Annotated in this window: 14 protein-coding genes and 1 riboswitch; of the genes, 10 read left to right on the top strand and 4 right to left on the bottom strand. The window is 59.5% G+C overall.

Annotated features, from left to right (window positions below):
* Positions 1–66: 66 nt before the first annotated feature.
* Positions 67–1,893 carry a glutamine--fructose-6-phosphate transaminase (isomerizing) gene (gene glmS, locus RTP54_RS13415; RefSeq protein ID WP_312361927.1) on the top strand — a complete coding sequence of 609 codons (1,827 nt, stop codon included), beginning with the start codon at positions 67–69 and terminating at the stop codon, positions 1,891–1,893.
* Positions 1,894–2,613: 720 nt separating this feature from the next.
* On the opposite strand, the gene RTP54_RS13420 is transcribed toward glmS, so the two are convergent.
* Positions 2,614–3,564 carry a class I SAM-dependent methyltransferase gene (locus RTP54_RS13420; RefSeq protein WP_312363380.1) on the bottom strand — a complete coding sequence of 317 codons (951 nt, stop codon included), beginning with the start codon at positions 3,562–3,564 and terminating at the stop codon, positions 2,614–2,616.
* 469 nt (positions 3,565–4,033) lie between these two features.
* Positions 4,034–4,136: riboswitch (TPP riboswitch) on the top strand.
* 141 nt (positions 4,137–4,277) lie between these two features.
* Here RTP54_RS13420 and RTP54_RS13425 point away from each other — a divergent pair.
* The 9 genes from RTP54_RS13425 to traA all read left to right on the top strand — a co-directional run bounded on the left by RTP54_RS13425 (position 4,278) and on the right by traA (position 15,715).
* Positions 4,278–5,021 (top strand): ABC transporter permease, encoded by a 744-nt coding sequence (locus RTP54_RS13425; RefSeq protein WP_312363381.1) that lies wholly within the window; start codon positions 4,278–4,280, stop codon positions 5,019–5,021.
* Positions 5,022–5,055: 34 nt separating this feature from the next.
* Complete coding sequence (locus RTP54_RS13430; RefSeq protein ID WP_312363383.1) at positions 5,056–6,003, top strand: ABC transporter substrate-binding protein; 948 nt, start codon at positions 5,056–5,058, stop codon at positions 6,001–6,003.
* Complete coding sequence (locus tag RTP54_RS13435; RefSeq protein WP_312363385.1) at positions 6,000–6,740, top strand: hydroxyethylthiazole kinase; 741 nt, start codon at positions 6,000–6,002, stop codon at positions 6,738–6,740. Before RTP54_RS13430 ends, RTP54_RS13435 begins: the two co-directional genes overlap by 4 nt.
* Positions 6,727–7,389: a thiamine phosphate synthase gene (gene thiE / locus RTP54_RS13440; RefSeq protein ID WP_312363387.1), complete on the top strand. Its 663-nt coding sequence runs from the start codon at positions 6,727–6,729 to the stop codon at positions 7,387–7,389. The genes RTP54_RS13435 and thiE overlap by 14 nt, the downstream gene beginning before the upstream one ends.
* A complete protein-coding gene (gene thiD / locus RTP54_RS13445; protein WP_312363389.1) occupies positions 7,386–8,195 on the top strand; it encodes a bifunctional hydroxymethylpyrimidine kinase/phosphomethylpyrimidine kinase in 810 nt (269 codons plus the stop codon). The genes thiE and thiD overlap by 4 nt, the downstream gene beginning before the upstream one ends.
* On the top strand, positions 8,185–10,065 hold the full coding sequence (locus RTP54_RS13450) for a TRAP transporter large permease (RefSeq protein ID WP_312363390.1): 1,881 nt from the start codon (positions 8,185–8,187) through the stop codon (positions 10,063–10,065). The genes thiD and RTP54_RS13450 overlap by 11 nt, the downstream gene beginning before the upstream one ends.
* 21 nt (positions 10,066–10,086) lie before the next feature.
* On the top strand, positions 10,087–11,088 hold the full coding sequence (locus tag RTP54_RS13455; protein ID WP_312363392.1) for a TRAP transporter substrate-binding protein: 1,002 nt from the start codon (positions 10,087–10,089) through the stop codon (positions 11,086–11,088).
* Positions 11,089–11,099: 11 nt separating this feature from the next.
* Positions 11,100–11,975: a LysR substrate-binding domain-containing protein gene (locus RTP54_RS13460; protein WP_409517128.1), complete on the top strand. Its 876-nt coding sequence runs from the start codon at positions 11,100–11,102 to the stop codon at positions 11,973–11,975.
* A gap of 425 nt (positions 11,976–12,400) precedes the next feature.
* Positions 12,401–15,715: a Ti-type conjugative transfer relaxase TraA gene (gene traA / locus RTP54_RS13465; RefSeq protein WP_312364379.1), complete on the top strand. Its 3,315-nt coding sequence runs from the start codon at positions 12,401–12,403 to the stop codon at positions 15,713–15,715.
* Positions 15,716–15,814: 99 nt separating this feature from the next.
* Here the strand turns inward: traA and RTP54_RS13470 are convergent, their stop codons facing one another.
* Genes RTP54_RS13470 through ugpA form a run of 3 tightly spaced genes read right to left on the bottom strand, consistent with a single transcriptional unit; the run spans position 15,815 to position 18,606 of the window.
* Complete coding sequence (locus RTP54_RS13470) at positions 15,815–16,867, bottom strand: sn-glycerol-3-phosphate import ATP-binding protein UgpC (protein ID WP_312363395.1); 1,053 nt, start codon at positions 16,865–16,867, stop codon at positions 15,815–15,817.
* Positions 16,867–17,715 (bottom strand): sn-glycerol-3-phosphate ABC transporter permease UgpE, encoded by an 849-nt coding sequence (ugpE, locus tag RTP54_RS13475; protein WP_312363396.1) that lies wholly within the window; start codon positions 17,713–17,715, stop codon positions 16,867–16,869. Before ugpE ends, RTP54_RS13470 begins: the two co-directional genes overlap by 1 nt.
* 9 nt (positions 17,716–17,724) lie before the next feature.
* Positions 17,725–18,606, bottom strand: a complete 882-nt coding sequence (gene ugpA / locus RTP54_RS13480) for a sn-glycerol-3-phosphate ABC transporter permease UgpA (protein ID WP_312363398.1) — start codon at positions 18,604–18,606, stop codon at positions 17,725–17,727.
* Positions 18,607–18,636: the final 30 nt, after the last annotated feature.

Consider the following 18,636-nt stretch of genomic DNA (forward strand, 5'->3'; position numbering starts at 1 on the left):
CCGGGCGGGACTTCCGCCCTGTCGATTGGGGCGTCGAGACGGCGCGGGATGAATTCGGAGACGATTATGTGCGGTATTGTTGGCGTCGTTGGGAACCAGCCGGTCTCGGAGCGTCTGGTCGATGCGTTGAAGCGGCTGGAATATCGCGGGTATGATTCGGCAGGTGTTGCGACCATCCATGCGGGTGCGCTTGAGCGCCGCCGCGCCGAAGGCAAGCTCGTCAATCTGGAGGCCCGCCTGCGCGAAGAGCCGCTGGCCGGCACGATCGGTATCGCTCACACCCGCTGGGCGACGCATGGCGCCCCCACCGAGCGCAACGCCCATCCGCATTTTACCGACGGCGTTGCCGTCGTTCACAACGGCATCATCGAGAACTTCTCCGAGCTGAAGGACGAGCTGATCGCCGGGGGGGCGAAGTTCGAAACGCAGACCGACACCGAAGTCGTGGCGCATCTGTTGGCAAAGTTCCGCCGCGACGGCCTTGGCCGGCGCGAGGCGATGCATGCGATGCTGAAGAAGGTGACCGGCGCCTATGCGCTGGCCGTCCTCTACCAGGACGATCCGTCGACGATCATGGCGGCGCGCAACGGCCCGCCGCTGGCGATCGGCCACGGCAAGGGCGAGATGTTCCTGGGGTCCGACGCGATCGCGCTGTCGCCCTTTACGAACGAGATCAGCTATCTCGTCGATGGCGACTGGGCGGTGATCGGCGCCAATGGCGTGCATATCTTCGATCTCGCCGGCAATGCGGTCGATCGCCCGCGGCAGATCTCGATGGCGGCGGCCTATTTGATCGACAAGGGCAATCACCGGCACTTCATGGAAAAGGAAATCTATGAGCAGCCGGAGGTCATCTCGCACGCGCTCGGCCATTACATCGACTTTTCCGAAAACCGCGTGAAGACACTTGCCGGCTCGATCGATTTTGCCGGCGTGCCGAGTCTCGCGATCTCTGCCTGCGGCACCGCCTATCTCGCCGGTCTCGTCGGCAAGTACTGGTTCGAGCGTTACGCGCGGCTGCCGGTCGAAATCGACGTCGCCTCCGAGTTTCGCTACCGCGAAATACCGTTGTCGTCGCAGTCGGCGGCGCTGTTCATCTCGCAGTCGGGCGAAACCGCCGATACGCTGGCGTCGCTTCGCTACTGCAAGGACCATGGCTTGAAGATCGGCGCCGTCGTCAACACGCGTGAATCGACCATCGCGCGCGAATCCGATGCGGTGTTTCCGATTCTGGCCGGCCCCGAGATCGGCGTTGCCTCGACCAAGGCATTCACCTGCCAGCTGGCGGTGCTTGCAGCCTTGTCGATCGGCGCCGGTCGCGCCCGCGGCACGGTCTCAGCGGACGAGGAGCAGGTGCTCGTTCGTCACCTCACCGAAATGCCGCGCATCATGGGCCAGGTGCTGAACGCCATCCAGCCGAAGATCGAGGCGCTGTCGCGCGAGCTGTCAAAGTGCAAGGACGTGCTTTACCTCGGCCGCGGCACCAGCTTCCCGCTGGCGATGGAAGGTGCGCTGAAGCTCAAGGAAATCTCCTATATTCACGCCGAGGGTTATGCCGCCGGTGAACTGAAGCATGGTCCGATCGCGCTGATCGACGAAAACATGCCGGTGATCGTGATTGCCCCGCATGATCGCTTCTATGAGAAGACCGTGTCGAACATGCAGGAAGTGGCGGCCCGCGGCGGTCGGATCATCCTGATCACTGACGAGAAGGGGGCGGTCGCCTCCAAGCTCGAGACGATGGCGACGATCGTGCTGCCGAACGTCGACGAGATCATCGCGCCGATGATCTTCTCGCTGCCGATCCAGCTCCTCGCCTATCACACCGCCGTGTTCATGGGCACCGACGTCGACCAACCGCGCAATCTGGCAAAGTCGGTGACGGTCGAATAAGTTGGACCTAGTTCGATGTACCGCTTGAGCAAATTTCTCTGCGCGAATGAGTTTACGCCCTCTCAGGATAGAAATTTGGTTCGCTCGCTACCGGGCTGCGTTTGGTAGCCATTTGGTATGAATCCATCGAGTGAGCCTCATATCGCTCCTTCATAAATCGAAGCCCCGTTCGTTTTTTAAGAGATCGCGTTTAAACTCATCTCCCCAGGGATTGGAAGGCCGTTCGTCATTCTCCGGCCTCACCTTTACCTGATCTTTAGATGCTGTTTCTACGGCTGATCGTCCATCGTGCGTCCTACAATAACGCTCAGAATTTTTGTGTGATGGGTGCTATATTGCGCCTACGCTATTCCAATTATATGTTCAACGCCCTGTATCCGTAGTCTATCGGCATTCTATTGATTGATTGGCGTCGGAAAATTAGATCTGGCGCACGCATTTCACAGGGACTAATAAGATTATGTCGCCCTTTGTACTTCGATGGCTCAGGTGTTGTTCAGAGCATGCCTGTGGAATGCAGAGTTTAAGATAATCAGGGTAGTAGAAAGCTAACGTTTGGTAACTTCCGGCATAGCAAGAAGGCGAGAATTTACATCGAAACGTCTTAACGGAGTTACTAAGCGCAATTTGTACCAACAGCCCTCGCGGGAGCTCACAGGCCAACAGGCATAACGAGATCTTCTGAGGGTGTAGCCTCTTTAGTGGATTGCTTATTGGAAGTTAGATCTTGTTCATTCGGAACTTGATAACGGGCGAGACCCATCTCCGTAGAAAGTCTTTCTCGGCGCACTCTTCGGTTGCGCGCTCCTTGGCGGCGAAGAGGCGCTGGCAGTACTGCGAGAACCGTACCTCAATTTCGTGCTGTAGATAGTCGTCAAGCCGGTGAAAGGAATCTTGGCGCCAAGCATGGTACTTGACGAACAGATTCTTAATTGCGTCTGATACATCCCAGTAGGCCGGTGGCTCCACAGCTTCCATGACTGCGCCATATGTACGGCCCAATCCCAAATACCACTCCATGTCCCAGAAATCGGAGACTTGGTAACCGTTCCACCCCGAAACCTGCTTAGCGGCTGCGGAGGCCGAATGATGATCAAGTAGCGTAATTCCGAATTGTCCCATATGGATGTCGGCCGCCACGTTTAGTGCGCTGCGGCGGTTGACCGTTTCCAAATGAGCGACGCCACCATGATCTAGGAGATCATAGATCCGGCGCAGACAGATCTTTGGGCTCGACACATGCTCGATAGCGTCGGTGCAGATAATAACATCGAAGACTTGGCCGGCAAAATCATAGGTTAGAAAATCGCCGACTTGTATGTTCGCGGTGCTGCCTATGCCAGCAAGGTTCAACTGACCCATCTTTGCAACATTCTCGTCAATTTCGACTCCGAGCGCCCGATGTCCCGCTTCCGTACAGGCATTGATCATGCCGCCGTATCCGCAGCCGATATCGAGGACTGAAAGTTCTTTATCGGTCGTAGGCGATATAATTTCTGGCAAAAGCTCTCTTCCGCGGGTGTTCGACGAAAGGGCGTACTCGACAAATGCCACTGACCGAGCGTAGTGCACTTCGTCTTCCTTGCTGGATCCGCCAACGAAGAACGATAAAGCGAATTCGGCAAATTCCTTCCCGACTTTGTGGCGTTCTGCAAGTTCTGAAGCGTCCATTTTATTCTCCCTAGAGTGCGCGGACAATAAGCCATCAATCGGGGAGTTGTCACCATCCCAAGAGCATGGATTGGGAAGTCTTCGGGGGAATTCTTCTGCGCCATTAAGCGTTTGTTGCCGTTTCAACGATTTTGGAGAGACTGCGGCAATTGCGGCACGCAAGAAAGTCACTGCAGCCGAAAATGGAATCAAATCTTAGTTGCCGGAGCATCTGCTCAGGCCCCATTTCCAGTCGCTTATGCACCACATTGCGCATATTGCGGTGGAACGAAAGAGCTGTGAGGAAAGCAAGTATAGTCCACAAATTCGCTCGCAACGTGTGAGAGATCGCAACTGACTTCCTCGGCATCGTGTTATTGCGCTGGGATCTAGTGTCGTATCGCGGCCTGACGGGGGCACAAACGACATGACGCGCAAAGCATTTCTACAATTGGAATTGACGTTCACTTCCATTTCCTACATAAAATTAGACGATTCCGAGGGGGGCACTTTGCAGTGCTGAGATGGCGGTGAGCCGGACCCTTGAACCTGATCCGGGTCATGCCGGCGTAGGAACGGGAAAAGAGCCGCTCTCGGCAACCTAATCGCGTCTTCGCTTTCACCTGGGTCTCCGTGATGTTCTGTCTGGAGATCGATCGATGTTGTCTTTTGCCACGTTGCCGCCGGATGGCGGGATTGCATTTCGTCCGGGTTGCCGCGTCGGCTGACCGGCGATGCGACTGGCTTTCACATTCGCTCGCAGCCTTGCGGTGCTTGCCATTGTCTGGCAGGCGGCCGTGGTCTTCTTCGCGTTGCCACGCTATGTGCTGCCGTCGCCGTTTGAGGTGTTGGCCGTCTTTGGACGGCAACCGGGATACCTTTTTGAGCAGAGCCTGGTGACGATCGCTGAAATGCTTATCGGTCTTGCAGCCGGCGCCGCGTTCGGCGTTGCGACAGCGATCGGGCTTGCTGCTTTTCCGCGGCTCGCTAAGCTCGTCTGGCCTTTCGTGCTCGTCCTTCAAGCCTTTCCCGTTTTCGTCGTCGCGCCGTTGCTGGTCGTGTGGTTCGGCTTCGGCATGGTGTCGAAGGTCGTCATGGCCGCGGTCATCATCTTCTTTCCGGTCGTATCCGCATTTTCCGACGGTCTGCGCCGGACCGATGCGCAGATCCTCGATGCGGTAGCCCTGACGAAGGCGAGCCATTGGCAGGCGCTTCGGCTCGTGCGCTTGCCGCTGGCGCTGCCCGGGCTGGTTACGGGCCTACGGGTTGCAGCACCCCTGGCGCCGCTTGGCGCCGTTGTCGGCGAATGGGTGGGCGCGTCAGCCGGGCTCGGCTTCGTCATCGTTCAGGCCAATGCCCGCATGCAAACCGACGTTGTCTTTGCGGCCATGGCCATTCTTGCCGTCCTTGCGGTCGTGCTCAGGCTGATCGTCGAGGAAGCGACCCGTCCCCTCGCGCACTGGGCGCGAGAAACCTGAATTTCTACATTCGATTGGGAGACATCACGCCGTCATGTTCCGCAAATTTCTGCTTTCCGCCAGCCTCGCGCTCGGCGTCACCCTTTCGGCCGGTTTGGCGACTGCCGCCGAACAGCTAACGGTGATGCTGGAGTGGTTCGTCAATCCCGACCACGCCCCGATCGTCGTCGCCAAGGAGCTTGGGCTGTTTGAGAAGGCGGGGCTCGATGTCGAGCTCGTTCCGCCCGCCGATCCTTCAAGCGTGCCGAGGCTGGTTGCCGCAGGCAAGGCCGATATCGGCGTGCACTACCAGCCGAACCTCTACCTGGACCACGCTGCCGGCCTGCCGCTGGTACGCGTGGGCACGCTGGTCGAGACGCCGCTCAATACCGTCACCGTGCTGGACGATGGTCCGATCCGCAGCCTTGCCGATTTGAAGGGCAAGAAGATCGGCTTTTCCGTTTCGGGCTTCGAGGATGCGATGCTCGGTCGGATGCTCGCCTCGGCAGGCCTGACGAAGGAGGACGTGGAGCTTGTCAACGTCAACTTCGCGCTCGCTCCGTCGCTGATCGCCGGAAAGGTCGATGCGACCGTCGGTGGTTTCCGGAATTTCGAGCTGACGCAGATGCGGCTCGAGGGGCATGAGGGACGGTCGTTCTTCCCGGAAGAACATGGCGTGCCCGTGTATGACGAACTGGTGTTTGTCACTGACAGGGCCAGGGTTGCCGACAAGCGCCTGCGACCGTTCCTCGTCGCGGTGGAGCAGGGCGCAATCTATCTCACCAATCACCCCGATGAGGCGTGGAAGCTGTTCATCAATGCTTATCCGAATCTAGACGACGAACTCAATCGTCGCGCATTCACGGACACGCTGCCGCGTTTTGCCAAGCGGCCGGCGGCGCTCGATCGTGGTCGCTACGAGCGGTTCGGCGCGTTTCTCGCCGAAAGTGGATTGATCGGCAAAGCGCCCGCCGTTGACGATATCGCGGCGGAAATCCGATGAACGGCCTGTCGAACCTCGTTGAAAGTGCCGCAGCATCGCTGGCGTTCGTCCGGCAGCGGTGCCCTCGCGTGCATTGCCTGATGAACACGGTGGTGCAGAAATTCGTCGCCGATGGCCTGGCGGCCCTCGGCGCCATCCCTTCGATGACATCCTCTCCGGAAGAGGTCGAGGCCTTTGCCCGGCGCGCCGATGCGCTTGTGGTCAATCTCGGTACGCTCAACGAAGAGCGCCGCACGGTGATCCGCCTGGCAACATCGGTCGCATGCGATGCCCGCAAACCCTGGATCGTCGATCCCGTGCATTGCGATTACTCGCCGTCACGGCTCGCCTTTGCCCGTGAGCTTATCGAGGTTGGCCCTGCCGTCGTGCGGGGCAACGCGAGCGAGATGGAGCTTATCGGTGACGTCGACGGCGTCCTCAGGATCAAGACAGGCCCGGTCGATGAACTCCGCCTCGATCCAGATGCGGTCAGGGTTGCGAACGGCCACCCGCTGATGGCGCAAGTCACGGGCACCGGATGCCTCTCCGGCGCCCTGATCGCGGCCTTCATGGCGGTCGAGCCGGACCGGCTGATCGCGGCGACGGGCGCCTTGCTGACGAGCGGCATTGCTGCCGAAATGGCCGCGAAACGCTCAAGCGGCCCCGGAACGTTCGAAGCCGCGTTCCGCGATGCGCTCGCAGCACTTCGACCGGAAGATATCATTGCTAATGCCAGGATTTCCCATGCCCAGGGTTGATTATCGCCTCAATGCCATCGCCGATGCGCGCCTTGCCGACAGGGCGAACCTGGCGGACCTGGCGCGTGTCGCAGCGCTCAACGGTGCAACGCTGATCCAGTATCGCGACAAGACCAATTCGACCCGCACAATGATCGAACAGGCGCGGGCGATCGGTGTGGCCCTTGCCGGTACCGGGGTGCCCTTCGTCGTCAACGACCGGGTCGACGTGGCGCTGGCGGCGGGCGCCGATGGCGTGCATCTCGGCCGCGACGACATGGATGCAGCAATGGCGCGGTCGATGTTGGGCGATGCCGCGATCATCGGCCTGACGGTCAAGAACGAAGCGGATGCCAGGACTGCCATTGCCGCGCCGATCGACTATGCCTGCATCGGCGGTGTCTACGAGACGCTCTCCAAGCACAACCCCGATCCGCCGGTCGGAATTGATGGGTTCGCTAGACTGCGTTCCATGCTGCTCGCCGCCAGGCCGGATCTACCGATCGGCGCCATTGCCGGCATCGATGTTGGGCGCGCCGGCGAAATCGTTACCGCCGGAGCGGATGGCGTAGCGGTCATCTCGGCGATTTTCTCGGCGGCGGATCCGGCCAGGGCGACACGTGAGTTGCGTGCCTCTGTCGATCGCGCATTGAAGGAGGCAGCCCGATGACCGCTATCGCCGCTACCATTGCAGGCTCGGATTCCGGCGGCGGCGCGGGCATCCAGGCGGACCTGAAAACCTTCTCCGCGCTCGGCGTTTTCGGCGCCAGCGTCATCACGGCGATTACGGCACAGAACACTCGCGGCGTCACCGCGGTCGAGGATGTATCGGCCGTGATGGTGAAGGCCCAGATTGATGCGGTGTTTTCGGATCTCGCCGTCGGCGCAGTGAAGATCGGCATGGTGTCGCGCGAGGAGACGATCGCCGTCATTGCCGATGGCCTTCGACGATACGGCCGGTTGGCGGTGCTCGATCCGGTGATGGTGGCCACATCGGGCGACCCGCTGCTGCGCCCGGACGCGATTGCGGCGCTCAGGGAGCAGTTGTTGCCGCTGGCGCTTGTTGCCACGCCCAACCTGCCGGAGGCAGCCCTCTTGACCGGCCGCGCCATCGCGTCGAACGAGCGGGATATGGTGCTCCAGGCCGAGATTATTCTCAAAGACGGCGCGCAAGCGGTGCTGATCAAGGGCGGTCACGGTACAGGCGTCGAGGCGACGGATCTCTTTTTCGACGGCGGCGAGCCGCTTCGGCTAGCGGCACCGCGCATCCAGACGACGAACGATCACGGTACGGGGTGCACGCTGTCGGCGGCGATCGCCGCTGGCCTTGCCCGCGGCGCGTCGCGTGCTACGGCCGTCACCGCTGCCAAGGAGTATCTGCACGCTGCCATCGTGTCTGCGGCCGATCTGAAGGTGGGTGAGGGCAGGGGACCGGTGCATCACTTCCATCGCTGGTGGCAGGACGATGCTCGCTAGCGCAGCGCAGGCACTGTCGCTGCGGCTGGAGCGCATGCTCGAGGCGGCAGGTGCAATGGTGCTCGCGGTGCTGCTTGTGACCGTGACGGTTTCTGTTGCGCTTCGGTATCTGGCGGCGAGCGGGTTGACGGGTGCCGAAGAAGCGGCGAGCTGGCTGCTGGTGGCGCTCGTCTCGATCGGGCTGCCGCTTGCCTCGACCGCCAAGGGATTGCGAATCGATCTGTTCGCAGGTCGGCCGGGGACCGACTGCGGCGCGGATCACGGTCGAGGAGCGGCGCAATGCGGCGGGGAAAACGAAGTGCAGACGTTCCTCTCGGCAAAGCGCCCAACAGCACACGACATACGCTCGGTGTTTTCGGGCGCCATCACGATCTTTGCCTGCGTCGTGCTGCTGTCCGGTAGCGGCCGGGCGGCGCTCGATCTTGGCGGCGTCTCGCCGTCGCTCGGTCTTTCGGAGGGCCTACGGCCGGCGATGTTGAGTGCGGGCGCCGGGCTGGCGATTGTGGCAGTGCTGCTCAGGCACATGGCCGAAAAACGCATTGTCGAGTTTGCACTGATGCTGCTGGTCGCCGGCGGCTTGCATTCAGTTGTTGGCGCCGTGCCAGCGCTCACCCTATTATCACCCAGCTTGATCCTCTGCTGTCTTGCGCTCGTCGCCATTTTGGCCGGCGCTCCGATTCCCCATGCTTTTATCGCCGCGGCCTATATGGCTGTCTCCTTCGGATCGCCGATGCCGGAAGAGGCCATGGCGGCGGCCACCTTGTCCGGACTGTCGCGTTATCTGCTGTCAGCCATTCCCTTCTTCCTGCTTGCCGGCGGACTTTTAACCGCGTCCGGTATCGCCGGTGATCTCGTTCGCTTTGCAGCTGCCCTCGTTGGTCACCGTCGTGCCGGGCTCGGTCAGACCGTGCTTTTGACCGGCGTGCTTTTTTCCGGGGCTTCCGGCTCGTCGATCGCCAATGCGGCATTCGGCACCGCGGCTTTCATGCCCCAGCTGACGGCGCGCGGTACGCCACCCGAGCGCGCCGGCGCGCTGATTGCCGCCGTGGCGGTGCTCGACAACATCATCCCGCCATCGATTGCATTTCTCATACTTGCGGCCGCCGCGGACCTGTCGACCGGCAAGCTTCTGGCCGGCGGGTTTGTCGCAGGCCTGGTCATGGCGACAACGCTTGCGATTGCCATCCATCTGAACGGCGCGACCGCCGCCAGCGAACGCAGGGCGTCCGCGGCGGAATGCCGGCGTTTTGCCGTGCGGGCGCTGCCCGCCTTCGGCCTTGGCGTCATCGTCGTTGCCGGCATTCGTGCCGGTATCGTTGCGCCGACGGAAGCCGCCGCCCTTGCCGCCCTCTATACGTTGGTTGCGGCCATCCTCAAGCGGACGACGGTGGCCGATATTGGCGCGGCTTTCCGGCAATCGGCACGGGAAACGGCGGCCATCCTGTTGCTGATCGGTTCGGCAGCCCCATTTGCCTTCTTGATCGCTGTGGATGGCCTGGCGGCCCAGGTCTCGTCTGCTGCGAGCCTGCTCGGACACAACCCGTTCCTGGTGATTGTCGCACTCAACGTGTTGCTGCTCGGTGTCGGGCTTTTTCTCGATATCGGTGCGGCGATCCTTTTGTTTGCGCCGCTGACGCTGCCGGTTGCCGTGTCTACCGGCATCGACCCCATCCATTTCGGCGTCATCCTCGTCGTCAACCTGATGATTGGCGGCTTGACGCCACCGGTCGGCATTCTGGTGCAGACCGTCGGAAATGCGTCCGGTGTGCCGGTTGTCGCACTGTTCGCCGCTTCACGGCCCTATCTCGTCGCGCTGATTGCAGCACTCGCACTTCTCAGCTTTTCCGCGGCACTTGCCGCTTGTTTTTAACCCCCTCGGGAGGGATTGAATATGCTTCGCCTCGATCGCCGTCAGTTCAATCTGGGTCTGCTCGCCACCGGCGCCGCGGCGCTTGCCACTCCGGCGCTGACCGGCCGTGCCGTTGCCGCACGCCCGGTTCTCGTTGCTTCGCTGCTTGGCGAAACGAAGCCGGAAACCAAGGTCTGGCTCAAGATCCGTGACCTCGTCGAAGCAGCGCTTCCGGGGCTGTTCGCATTCAACATTGTGCCGAGCGCAGCCCTCGGCGGCGAGAAGGATGTCAATGAAGGCCTGCGGCTGGGGGCAATACAGGCAAGTCTCTCCACGCTTTCGGCCCTGTCCGCCTGGGCCCCCGAGAGCCAGCTCTTCGATATGCCGTTTCTCTTCCGTGATGCCGAACATGTTCGCGCGACGACTTCTTCGAAGCCAGGTGAGGTGCTCAAGGCCAAGTTGGAGGCGCAGGGCTTCATCCTTGGCGATTACGTCAACTACGGCGCTCGGCATCTGCTGGCGAAGGAACCACTGACACGGCCGCAAGATGTCGCGGGCAAGAGATTGCGGGTGATCCAGAGCCCGCTGCACGCCACCTTGTGGGAGAGTTTTGGTGCCATTCCAGTGGGTCTGCCGATCACCGAAACCTACAATGCGCTGGCGACCGGCGTCGTCGATGCCATGGACCTGACCAAATCCGCCTATGCCGGTTTCAAGCTTTACGAGGTCGTGCCTGACGTCATCGAAACCGGCCATATCTGGGCATCGGGCGCCCTCGTTTACGCCAAGCCGTTCTGGAACGGCCTTTCCGGGGAGGAGCAAACGATCTTTGGGAATGCCGCGCGAGAGGGCGCACGACATTTCAATGCTTTGATCGTTGCCGAAGAGGTTGCCTCCGTCAAAACGGCGAAGGTGGCCGGCGCGCGCTTCCACGCAGCCGAGGACCGTGATCAGTGGGTCGCCGTGGCTAGCAAGGTTTGGGCGACATATGCCGACAAAGTGGGCGGCATGGAAGCGATCGAGGCGGTGCGTGCTTCGAGTTAGACAGCGCGGACATGGCGAATTCGACGACTGGTCGAAAAGGCGCCCTGTCCGTGTCTCTGAGACTGTCGAGGAAAGCCAATTTCTCAAATTGCCGACCTCATCCGCCGTCACTCGAGAAAGAGCTTGGTGTCCGATTGCTGGAGCGGTCAACGAGGAAGGTTGAACTCACTCGAGCAGGTGAGGTTTTCTATGACCGATCCGTTCGGATCCTGAGCGACGTCGGTCAGTCGGCGGAGGTTGCACGTTCGGTCGCCGGGAAGGCTGCGCGTGTCATTCGGATTGGAACCGTCTATCCGGCGACGATCGGCGTCCTGCCAGCGTTTCTGGCTCGCATAGGGCGCAAGTACCCCGATGTCGAACTACATATATCCAGCGGCTCCACCAGCGACATAATTCGTGGGCTGGAACACGGTCAAATCAATCTTGGCTTCATTCGACCGGTTGAAAACATCGGTTCCTTGCGCTTCTTTTCGATTGCGTATGAGCGCTACCTGCTGGCGGTCGAAAAGACGAGCACGCTACTTGGCCGAAGCGAGATAGAGATTGAGGACCTCAAGGGTGAGAAGATCATTTCGTTTTCCCGGCGCAACCTCTCTTACACGGAACGATATTTTTCTGGGGTTTTCGAAACTCATGGCCTGACCAGCAATATAGCGTACAGCTGCGACGACACCTTCTCGCTTGTGTCCCTTGTCTCAGCCGGCCTGGGAATCGGCTTCGCTCCGGAATGGACGAGGGATCTTCCTAATCGGAAATTTGAGCTTCGGCCAGTTAGAGGGGTCGACCTGAAGATCGGACTTGGGGTGGCGTGGAATAAGGACGATCCCGCGACGGCACGCGATGATATAATTGACATCGCCCGGTCTTTAGGCCGGGCGGGTCGGTGAGGGGTATTCGGCAAGCTCATACGCTTCGTGAGCTGTGTTCATGTCAAGGAATAGTGTCGCTGAAGGATAGACGGCCGTAGTGCCGTCGCAGCGGAACGGATGACTGATTGAGTTTTCATTCATTCGCAGCAGCTCGCGAACTGCAAGCAGGCCTGATCGAATACCAGCCATCAAGACGACAAACTTGCGTCTAATCGAATTACTCGGGCGGCCCTAGCAAAGGCCAGCGGCTACCAGCGCCGATCGGTTCCCCTAAAATGGGCTAGGGACAATTGTGCAGTAGCGCACTTCGCCAATCTCTTAGATCCTTCATCTACGAGAAGTTGCTTCGAGCCTGACAGTCTCGCGCTCAACATGATGCACGCTCGCGATTCAAGCGCGACAAATCCGACGCCTTGATGAAAACAGGAAGGGAGCGGATTGCCGTGGTGAGCCCACATTTTGACGTGCGAGTGCTGAGCCGCGGAAGCGGAAACAGCGCCGTGATGGCAGCTGCATATCACCACCGCTCGAAGATGTATTTCGAGCGGGAGGCTCGATTGGTCGACTACTCCGGCAAGCAGGATCTCATTCATGAAGAGTTCGTTGTCCCTACCGATGCGCCTGAGTGGATACGCAAGATGATCGCCGACCACTCACCATTGTCACTGTCGGAAACCTTCTGGAACCGGCTCGAAAATTTCGAGAAGAAATTGGATGCTCAACTCGCCACGGACGTAACCTTGGCGCTACCTGTCGAGCTTTCATTCACTCAAAATATCGCGCTGGTGCGCGATTTTGTTGAGCAATTCGTGCTGGCTAAAGGCATGGTCGCCGATTGGGTTTACCACGATGCTCCAGGTAACCCCCATGTCCACTTGATGAAAACGCTAAGACCGCTCAGTAGTACTGGGTTCGGCTCTAAGCGGGTCAAGGTCCTTCTTGCCGATGGTAGTCCAAAGCGGAACCGCCACGGCCGCATAGTATACATGGTGTGGTCGCGCCCGCGGGAGTTCAACGCGTTTCGTGACGGCTGGTTCGCTTGCCAAAATAGTCATCTTGCCGTTGCCGGCCTTGATGTTCGAATAGACGGGCGATCCTATGAAAGCCAAGGCATCGATCTTGAGCCAATTATTAGATTCAGTGCCACCACAAAGGCAATCGAGCGACGAATTGAGGAGGGAACTCTCACCGGCAATCGAAAACCTAAGTCGCTTGAGTTGCAGTCAGAACGGCGAACTGAGAACGCCCGGAGAATTCAAAGTCGTCCCGAATTGGTCCTCGACCTGATCAGCCGGCAGAAAAGTGTCTTTGACGAGCGAGATGTTGCCAGGGTACTTGACCGCTACTTCACCGACGTCGCGTTGTTGAAACCTCTGCTGGCCCGTATCCTCCAGAGCCCTGAAGCGTTACGCCTCGAGCGCGAGCGCATCGATTTTGCAACGGGCATCCGCGTCCCTGATAAATACACGACTCGAGAACTGATCCGCCTAGAAGCCGAGATGGTAACGCGAGCCGTCTGGCTCTCCGGGCGATCGACACATGGCGTCGGGGAACGCGTCCGAAACCTAATAACTGCACGCCATACGCTGCTATCGCAAGAGCAGCTAGCGGCGCTGGCAGGGGTCACCGATACAGGGCGTATGGCCGTGATCATTGGTCGGGCGGGTGCCGGAAAGACGACGCTGATGAACGCTGCGCGCGAAACCTGGGAGATGGCTGGATATCAGGTCCTCGGTGCGGCGCTTGCGGGTAAGGCTGCCGAAGCGTTGTCAATGGAGTCGGGTATTCGGTCGCGTACACTTAGTGCCTGGGAGCAACTCTGGTCGGAAGGACGACGAACGCTCAACGCTCGCACGATTTTTGTGCTCGACGAAGCCGGCATGGTCTCGTCACGCCAGATGGCGCTCCTCGTCGAAGCTGTAACGAAGGCCGGAGCGAAGCTTGTCCTCGTCGGGGACCCAGATCAATTGCAGCCAATCGAAGCGGGCGCCGCGTTGCGCAGCATAGCTGACCGCATAGGCTACGCGGAGCTTGAGACAATCTATCGCCAGCGTGAGGATTGGATGCGATCAGCCTCGATCGCCTTGGCACGCGGTAGAGTCGCCGATGCGCTCCATGCTTATGGCTCCAACGACAATCTCATTGCTTCGGAACGCAAAACCGATGCTGTGGATCGACTGATCGCTGATTGGGACCGTGACTACGACCCGAACAGAACGACGGTTATCCTTGCACATCTACGCCGAGATGTTCGTATGTTGAACGAGAAAGCGCGCGCAAAACTTATTGAACGTGGCGTTATCAAAGGCGGACATGCGTTCGCGACAATGGACGGTAAGCGACACTTCGCGGCAGGGGACCAGATCGTGTTTCTGAAGAACGAGGGCATGCTCGGCGTGAAGAATGGCACAATTGGCCGGGTGTTAGACGCAAGCATAAACCGGATCGTCGTCGAAGTCGGAAAAGGCGAGGGTTTCCGAGAGGTCGCGATCGAGAGCAGTTTTTATTCCAGTGTGGACCATGGCTACGCTACTACGATCCACAAGAGCCAAGGGGCTACCGTCGATAGCGTAAAGATGCTCGCTTCGCTTTCGCTTGATCGCCATCTCACTTATGTCGCCATGACGCGGCATCGCGAAAGTCTCGCAATCTATTATGGCCGTCGCTCCTTCGAAAACGCTGGTGGACTGGTATCAATCATGTCGCGCTCTGATGTGAAGGAGACGACGCTCGACTACTCACAGAGTTCTTTCTACCGCCAAGCCCTTCGTTTTGCAGGAACGCGTGGTTTCCACCTTATCGCGGTCGCCCGGACAATTGTTCGTGACCGGCTGGACTGGATAGTTCGACAGAAAGAACGGCTCAGCAATCTTGTTGAAAGATTCACGAGAATCGGGAGGCGCTTAGAACAGGCCAGATCCGTTTTGCTTTCCTCCGTCCCCAAACCAGTCGACAAAAATCGTCCTATGGTTGCGGGTGTCGCGACCTTTATCAATTCATTCGAGCAGGCAATTGAAGAGAGGCTTGAGGGGGATGCAGGCTTGACCGACCAATGGCAGAAGGTTTCCTTTCGTTTCCACCTTGTCTACCAGGACGCGCAGGCTGCGTTCAGAGAGATTGACGTGGACCGGATGCTAAAGAACCACGAGGAAGCGAAGGTCACGATCGATCAAATTGCTCGGGAACCGGAGCGTTTCGGCGCGCTCAAGGGCAAGACTGGACTGTTCGTCTGGAAAGCTGATCAAGTTGATCGCGAACGGGCGCTTGTCAACGCGCCTATGCTTGGTCGCGACCTTGAGCGTTATCTTCAAATGCGCGCACTGGCCGTGACGAGGTGCCAGGAAGAGGAGCGCATTCTCCGCGAGAAGGCATCAATTGATGTTCCGGACCTATCAGCAAATGCGCGCCAGGTGTTGGAGAGCGTACGCAATGCCTTAGAGCGAAGCGATCGGACAGGCGCGCTCGACCTCATGCATGGCAACAGCGAAGTGACCACGGAGCTAAGGGCGTTTTCCAAGACTGTGGCGGATCGATTCGGCGAGCGCACTTTCTTAGGAAACGCAGCAAGTGATGCCGGTGGGGCAACCTTCGATAAAGTGGCGCGGGGTATGACATTCACTCAAAAAGCTGAACTGCGTTCGGCCTGGGGCCTCTTGAGAACCGCCCAGCAGCTTGCGGCTCAGGAGCGAACAACCCTTGCCATCACGCAAGCGGAAACACTTCGAAATACGAAGAGCCGCGGCCTTTCTCTGACTTAGCCAACTGGCAGTTCGTAGCAATACGCCTCACCCCAACGTCTCGCTGGCCCACTTGATTGAATGACATGACAGCGGCGTGTCTCCCGCAGTTTGTCGCTTTCACGACACGCGTTTGCCGTTCCCGTCAAACACATGCAGGTCCTTGGCGAGCGCTCCGACCGTCACGTGATCGTCGATCTGTCGGACTGAGCGGCCGGGAACGCGGAACACCAGGTCTTGGCCGTTGCCGAACTTGCCGTGCACATAGCTTTCAGCGCCCACGAGCTCGATGCTGTCGATGCGGACATTTGCCTTGAAATCATACGCCATTTCGTTCGGTTCGCACACGGACAGGTCCTCCGGCCGGATGCCGATCGTGAATGCGCCCGTCGGTTTCGGCACGTTGGGCGAAACACTCCAGCCCTCAAGCGTTTCGGCGTGTGCGAGCAGGTTCATCGACGGCGAGCCGATAAAGGTCGCGACGAATGTCGTCGCCGGCTTTTCATAAAGTTCGATCGGCGAGCCAACCTGCTCGATCTGGCCGCCATTGACGACGACAAGCTTGTCGGCAAGGGTCATCGCCTCCATCTGATCATGGGTAACATAGACGCTGGTGGTGCCGAGAGACCGCTGCAGGCGCTTGATCTCGATGCGCATCTGGCCCCTCAGCTTGGCATCTAGGTTGGACAGCGGCTCGTCGAACAGGAAGGCGGCCGGTTCCCGCACGATCGCGCGCCCCATTGCCACGCGCTGGCGCTGACCGCCTGAAAGCTGGCGCGGCTTGCGGCTGAGATACTGCTCGATCTCGAGCGTCTTGGCGGCCTTGGCGATACGGCGCTCGATCTCGTCTTTCGGCGTGTTGCGGTTCTTCAGCCCATAGGCGAGGTTCTGGTGCACTGTCATATGCGGATAGAGCGCATAGTTCTGGAAGACCATGGCGATGTCGCGTTCGGCCGGCTCCAGGTCGTTGACCGTCCTGCCGCCGATGGCGATCTCACCGGAGCTGATGCTTTCAAGGCCGGCGATCATGCGCAGAAGCGTGGACTTGCCGCAGCCGGAGGGACCGACGAGGACGACGAGTTCGCCATCGTTGATCTCCAGCGACACGCCCTTGATCGCCTCGATATTGCCGCCATACACCTTGCGGACGTTGTTCAGGGTAATTTGAGCCATTACTTTTCAGTCTCCACTAGGCCCTTGACGAACCAGCGCTGCATCAGGACGACGACGAGGATGGGCGGGATGATCGCAAGGATCGCCGTCACCATCACATAATTCCAGGGCGTCGAGGCGTCGGTGAAATCGACCATGCGCCTGAGGCCGATGATGATCGTGTTCATCTTGGCGTCGTTGGTCACCAGCAATGGCCAGAGATACTGCGTCCAGCCATAGATGAAGAGGATGACGAACAGTGCCGCGATATTGGTTTTCGACAGCGGCAGCAGGATATCGCGCATGAAGCGAAAGGGACCTGCATTGTCGATGCGTGCGGCCTCCACCAGCTCGCCGGGGATTGTCAGGAAGAACTGGCGGAAGAGGAAGGTCGCGGTAGCCGACGCCATCAGCGGCAGCGTCAAGCCGGCATAGGTATCGATCAGGCCAAGGTCGACGATCACCTTGTAGGTGGGCAGGATACGCACCTCCACCGGCAGCATCAGGGTGATGAAGATCATCCAGAAGAAGAGCATCTTCAACGGGAAGCGAAAGAAGACGATCGCGAAGGCCGACAGGAAGGAGATGACGATCTTTCCGACCGCGATCGCGATCGCGACGACGGTCGAATTGAACAGGAGCCGTTCAAGGCTCACGCCGACGACGCGCTCGACGCCGCCGGCCATCGCCGCGGTGTAGTTCTCCGTCAGATGATCGCCGACGGTGAGCGACATTGGCGGACGGATGATCTCGACCGAAGTCCGACTGGAGGCGACGAAGGTGTAGTAGATCGGAAAGGCGACGATGATGACGCCGATGATCAATACGAGATGGCCGATGAAGTTGGCGATGGGACGTTTTTCAATCATCAGATCGCCTCATGAATAATGAACCCGCTTCTCGACGAAGCGGAACTGGAAGGCGGTCAACGCGATGACGATGACCATGAGGATGACCGACTGCGCGGCGGAACTGCCGAGGTCGAGATTGACGAAGCCGTCATTGTAGACCTTGTAGACGAGCGTTTCCGTCGCCTTGGCCGGGCCGCCGCCGGTCACCGCATGGATGATGCCGAAGGTATCGAAGAAGGCGTAGACGGTGTTGACCACCAGCAGGAAGAAGGTCGTCGGTGCAAGCAGCGGGAAGACGATCGTCCAGAAGCGTCGGGCGCCGCGCGCGCCGTCGATAGAGGCGGCCTCGATCAGCGATTTCGGGATCGCCTGCAGGCCTGCGACGAAGAACAGGAAATTGTAGCTGATCTGCTTCCAGGCAGCGGCAACGATGACGAGCGCCATGGCCTGATCACCGTTCAACAGCGGATCCCAGGCAATGCCGTTGCGCCGTAGGATATAGGCAAATGTGCCCATCGCCGGATTGAACATGAAGAGCCACAGCATGCCGGCGACGGCCGGAGCGACCGCATAGGGCCAGATCAAAAGCGTGCGGTAGACGTTCTTGCCGCGAACGACGCGGTCCGCTGCCGTTGCCAAAAGCAAGGCTACCGCCATCGACAAAAGCGCGGTGGCCAGGCTGAACACCACCGTCACCTGCAGGGAATGCAGGTAATCCGGATTGGAAAGAACGGCACGAAAATTGGCAAGCCCGACAAAGCCGGACTTCAGGCCGAAGGGATCCTCCCGCAGCAGCGACTGATAGAGCGCCTGGCTCGCAGGCCAGAAGAAGAAGATGACCGTGAGCACGATCTGCGGCGCGAGCAGCAGGTAGGGCAGGATCTTGTTGGGAAAGACGACAGGCTGCAAAGCGACACCCTTCTTTGCGCGAGGATATGG

Origin of the sequence: Ensifer sp., assembly GCF_031989085.1 — a bacterium.
GTDB lineage: Bacteria > Pseudomonadota > Alphaproteobacteria > Rhizobiales > Rhizobiaceae > Ensifer.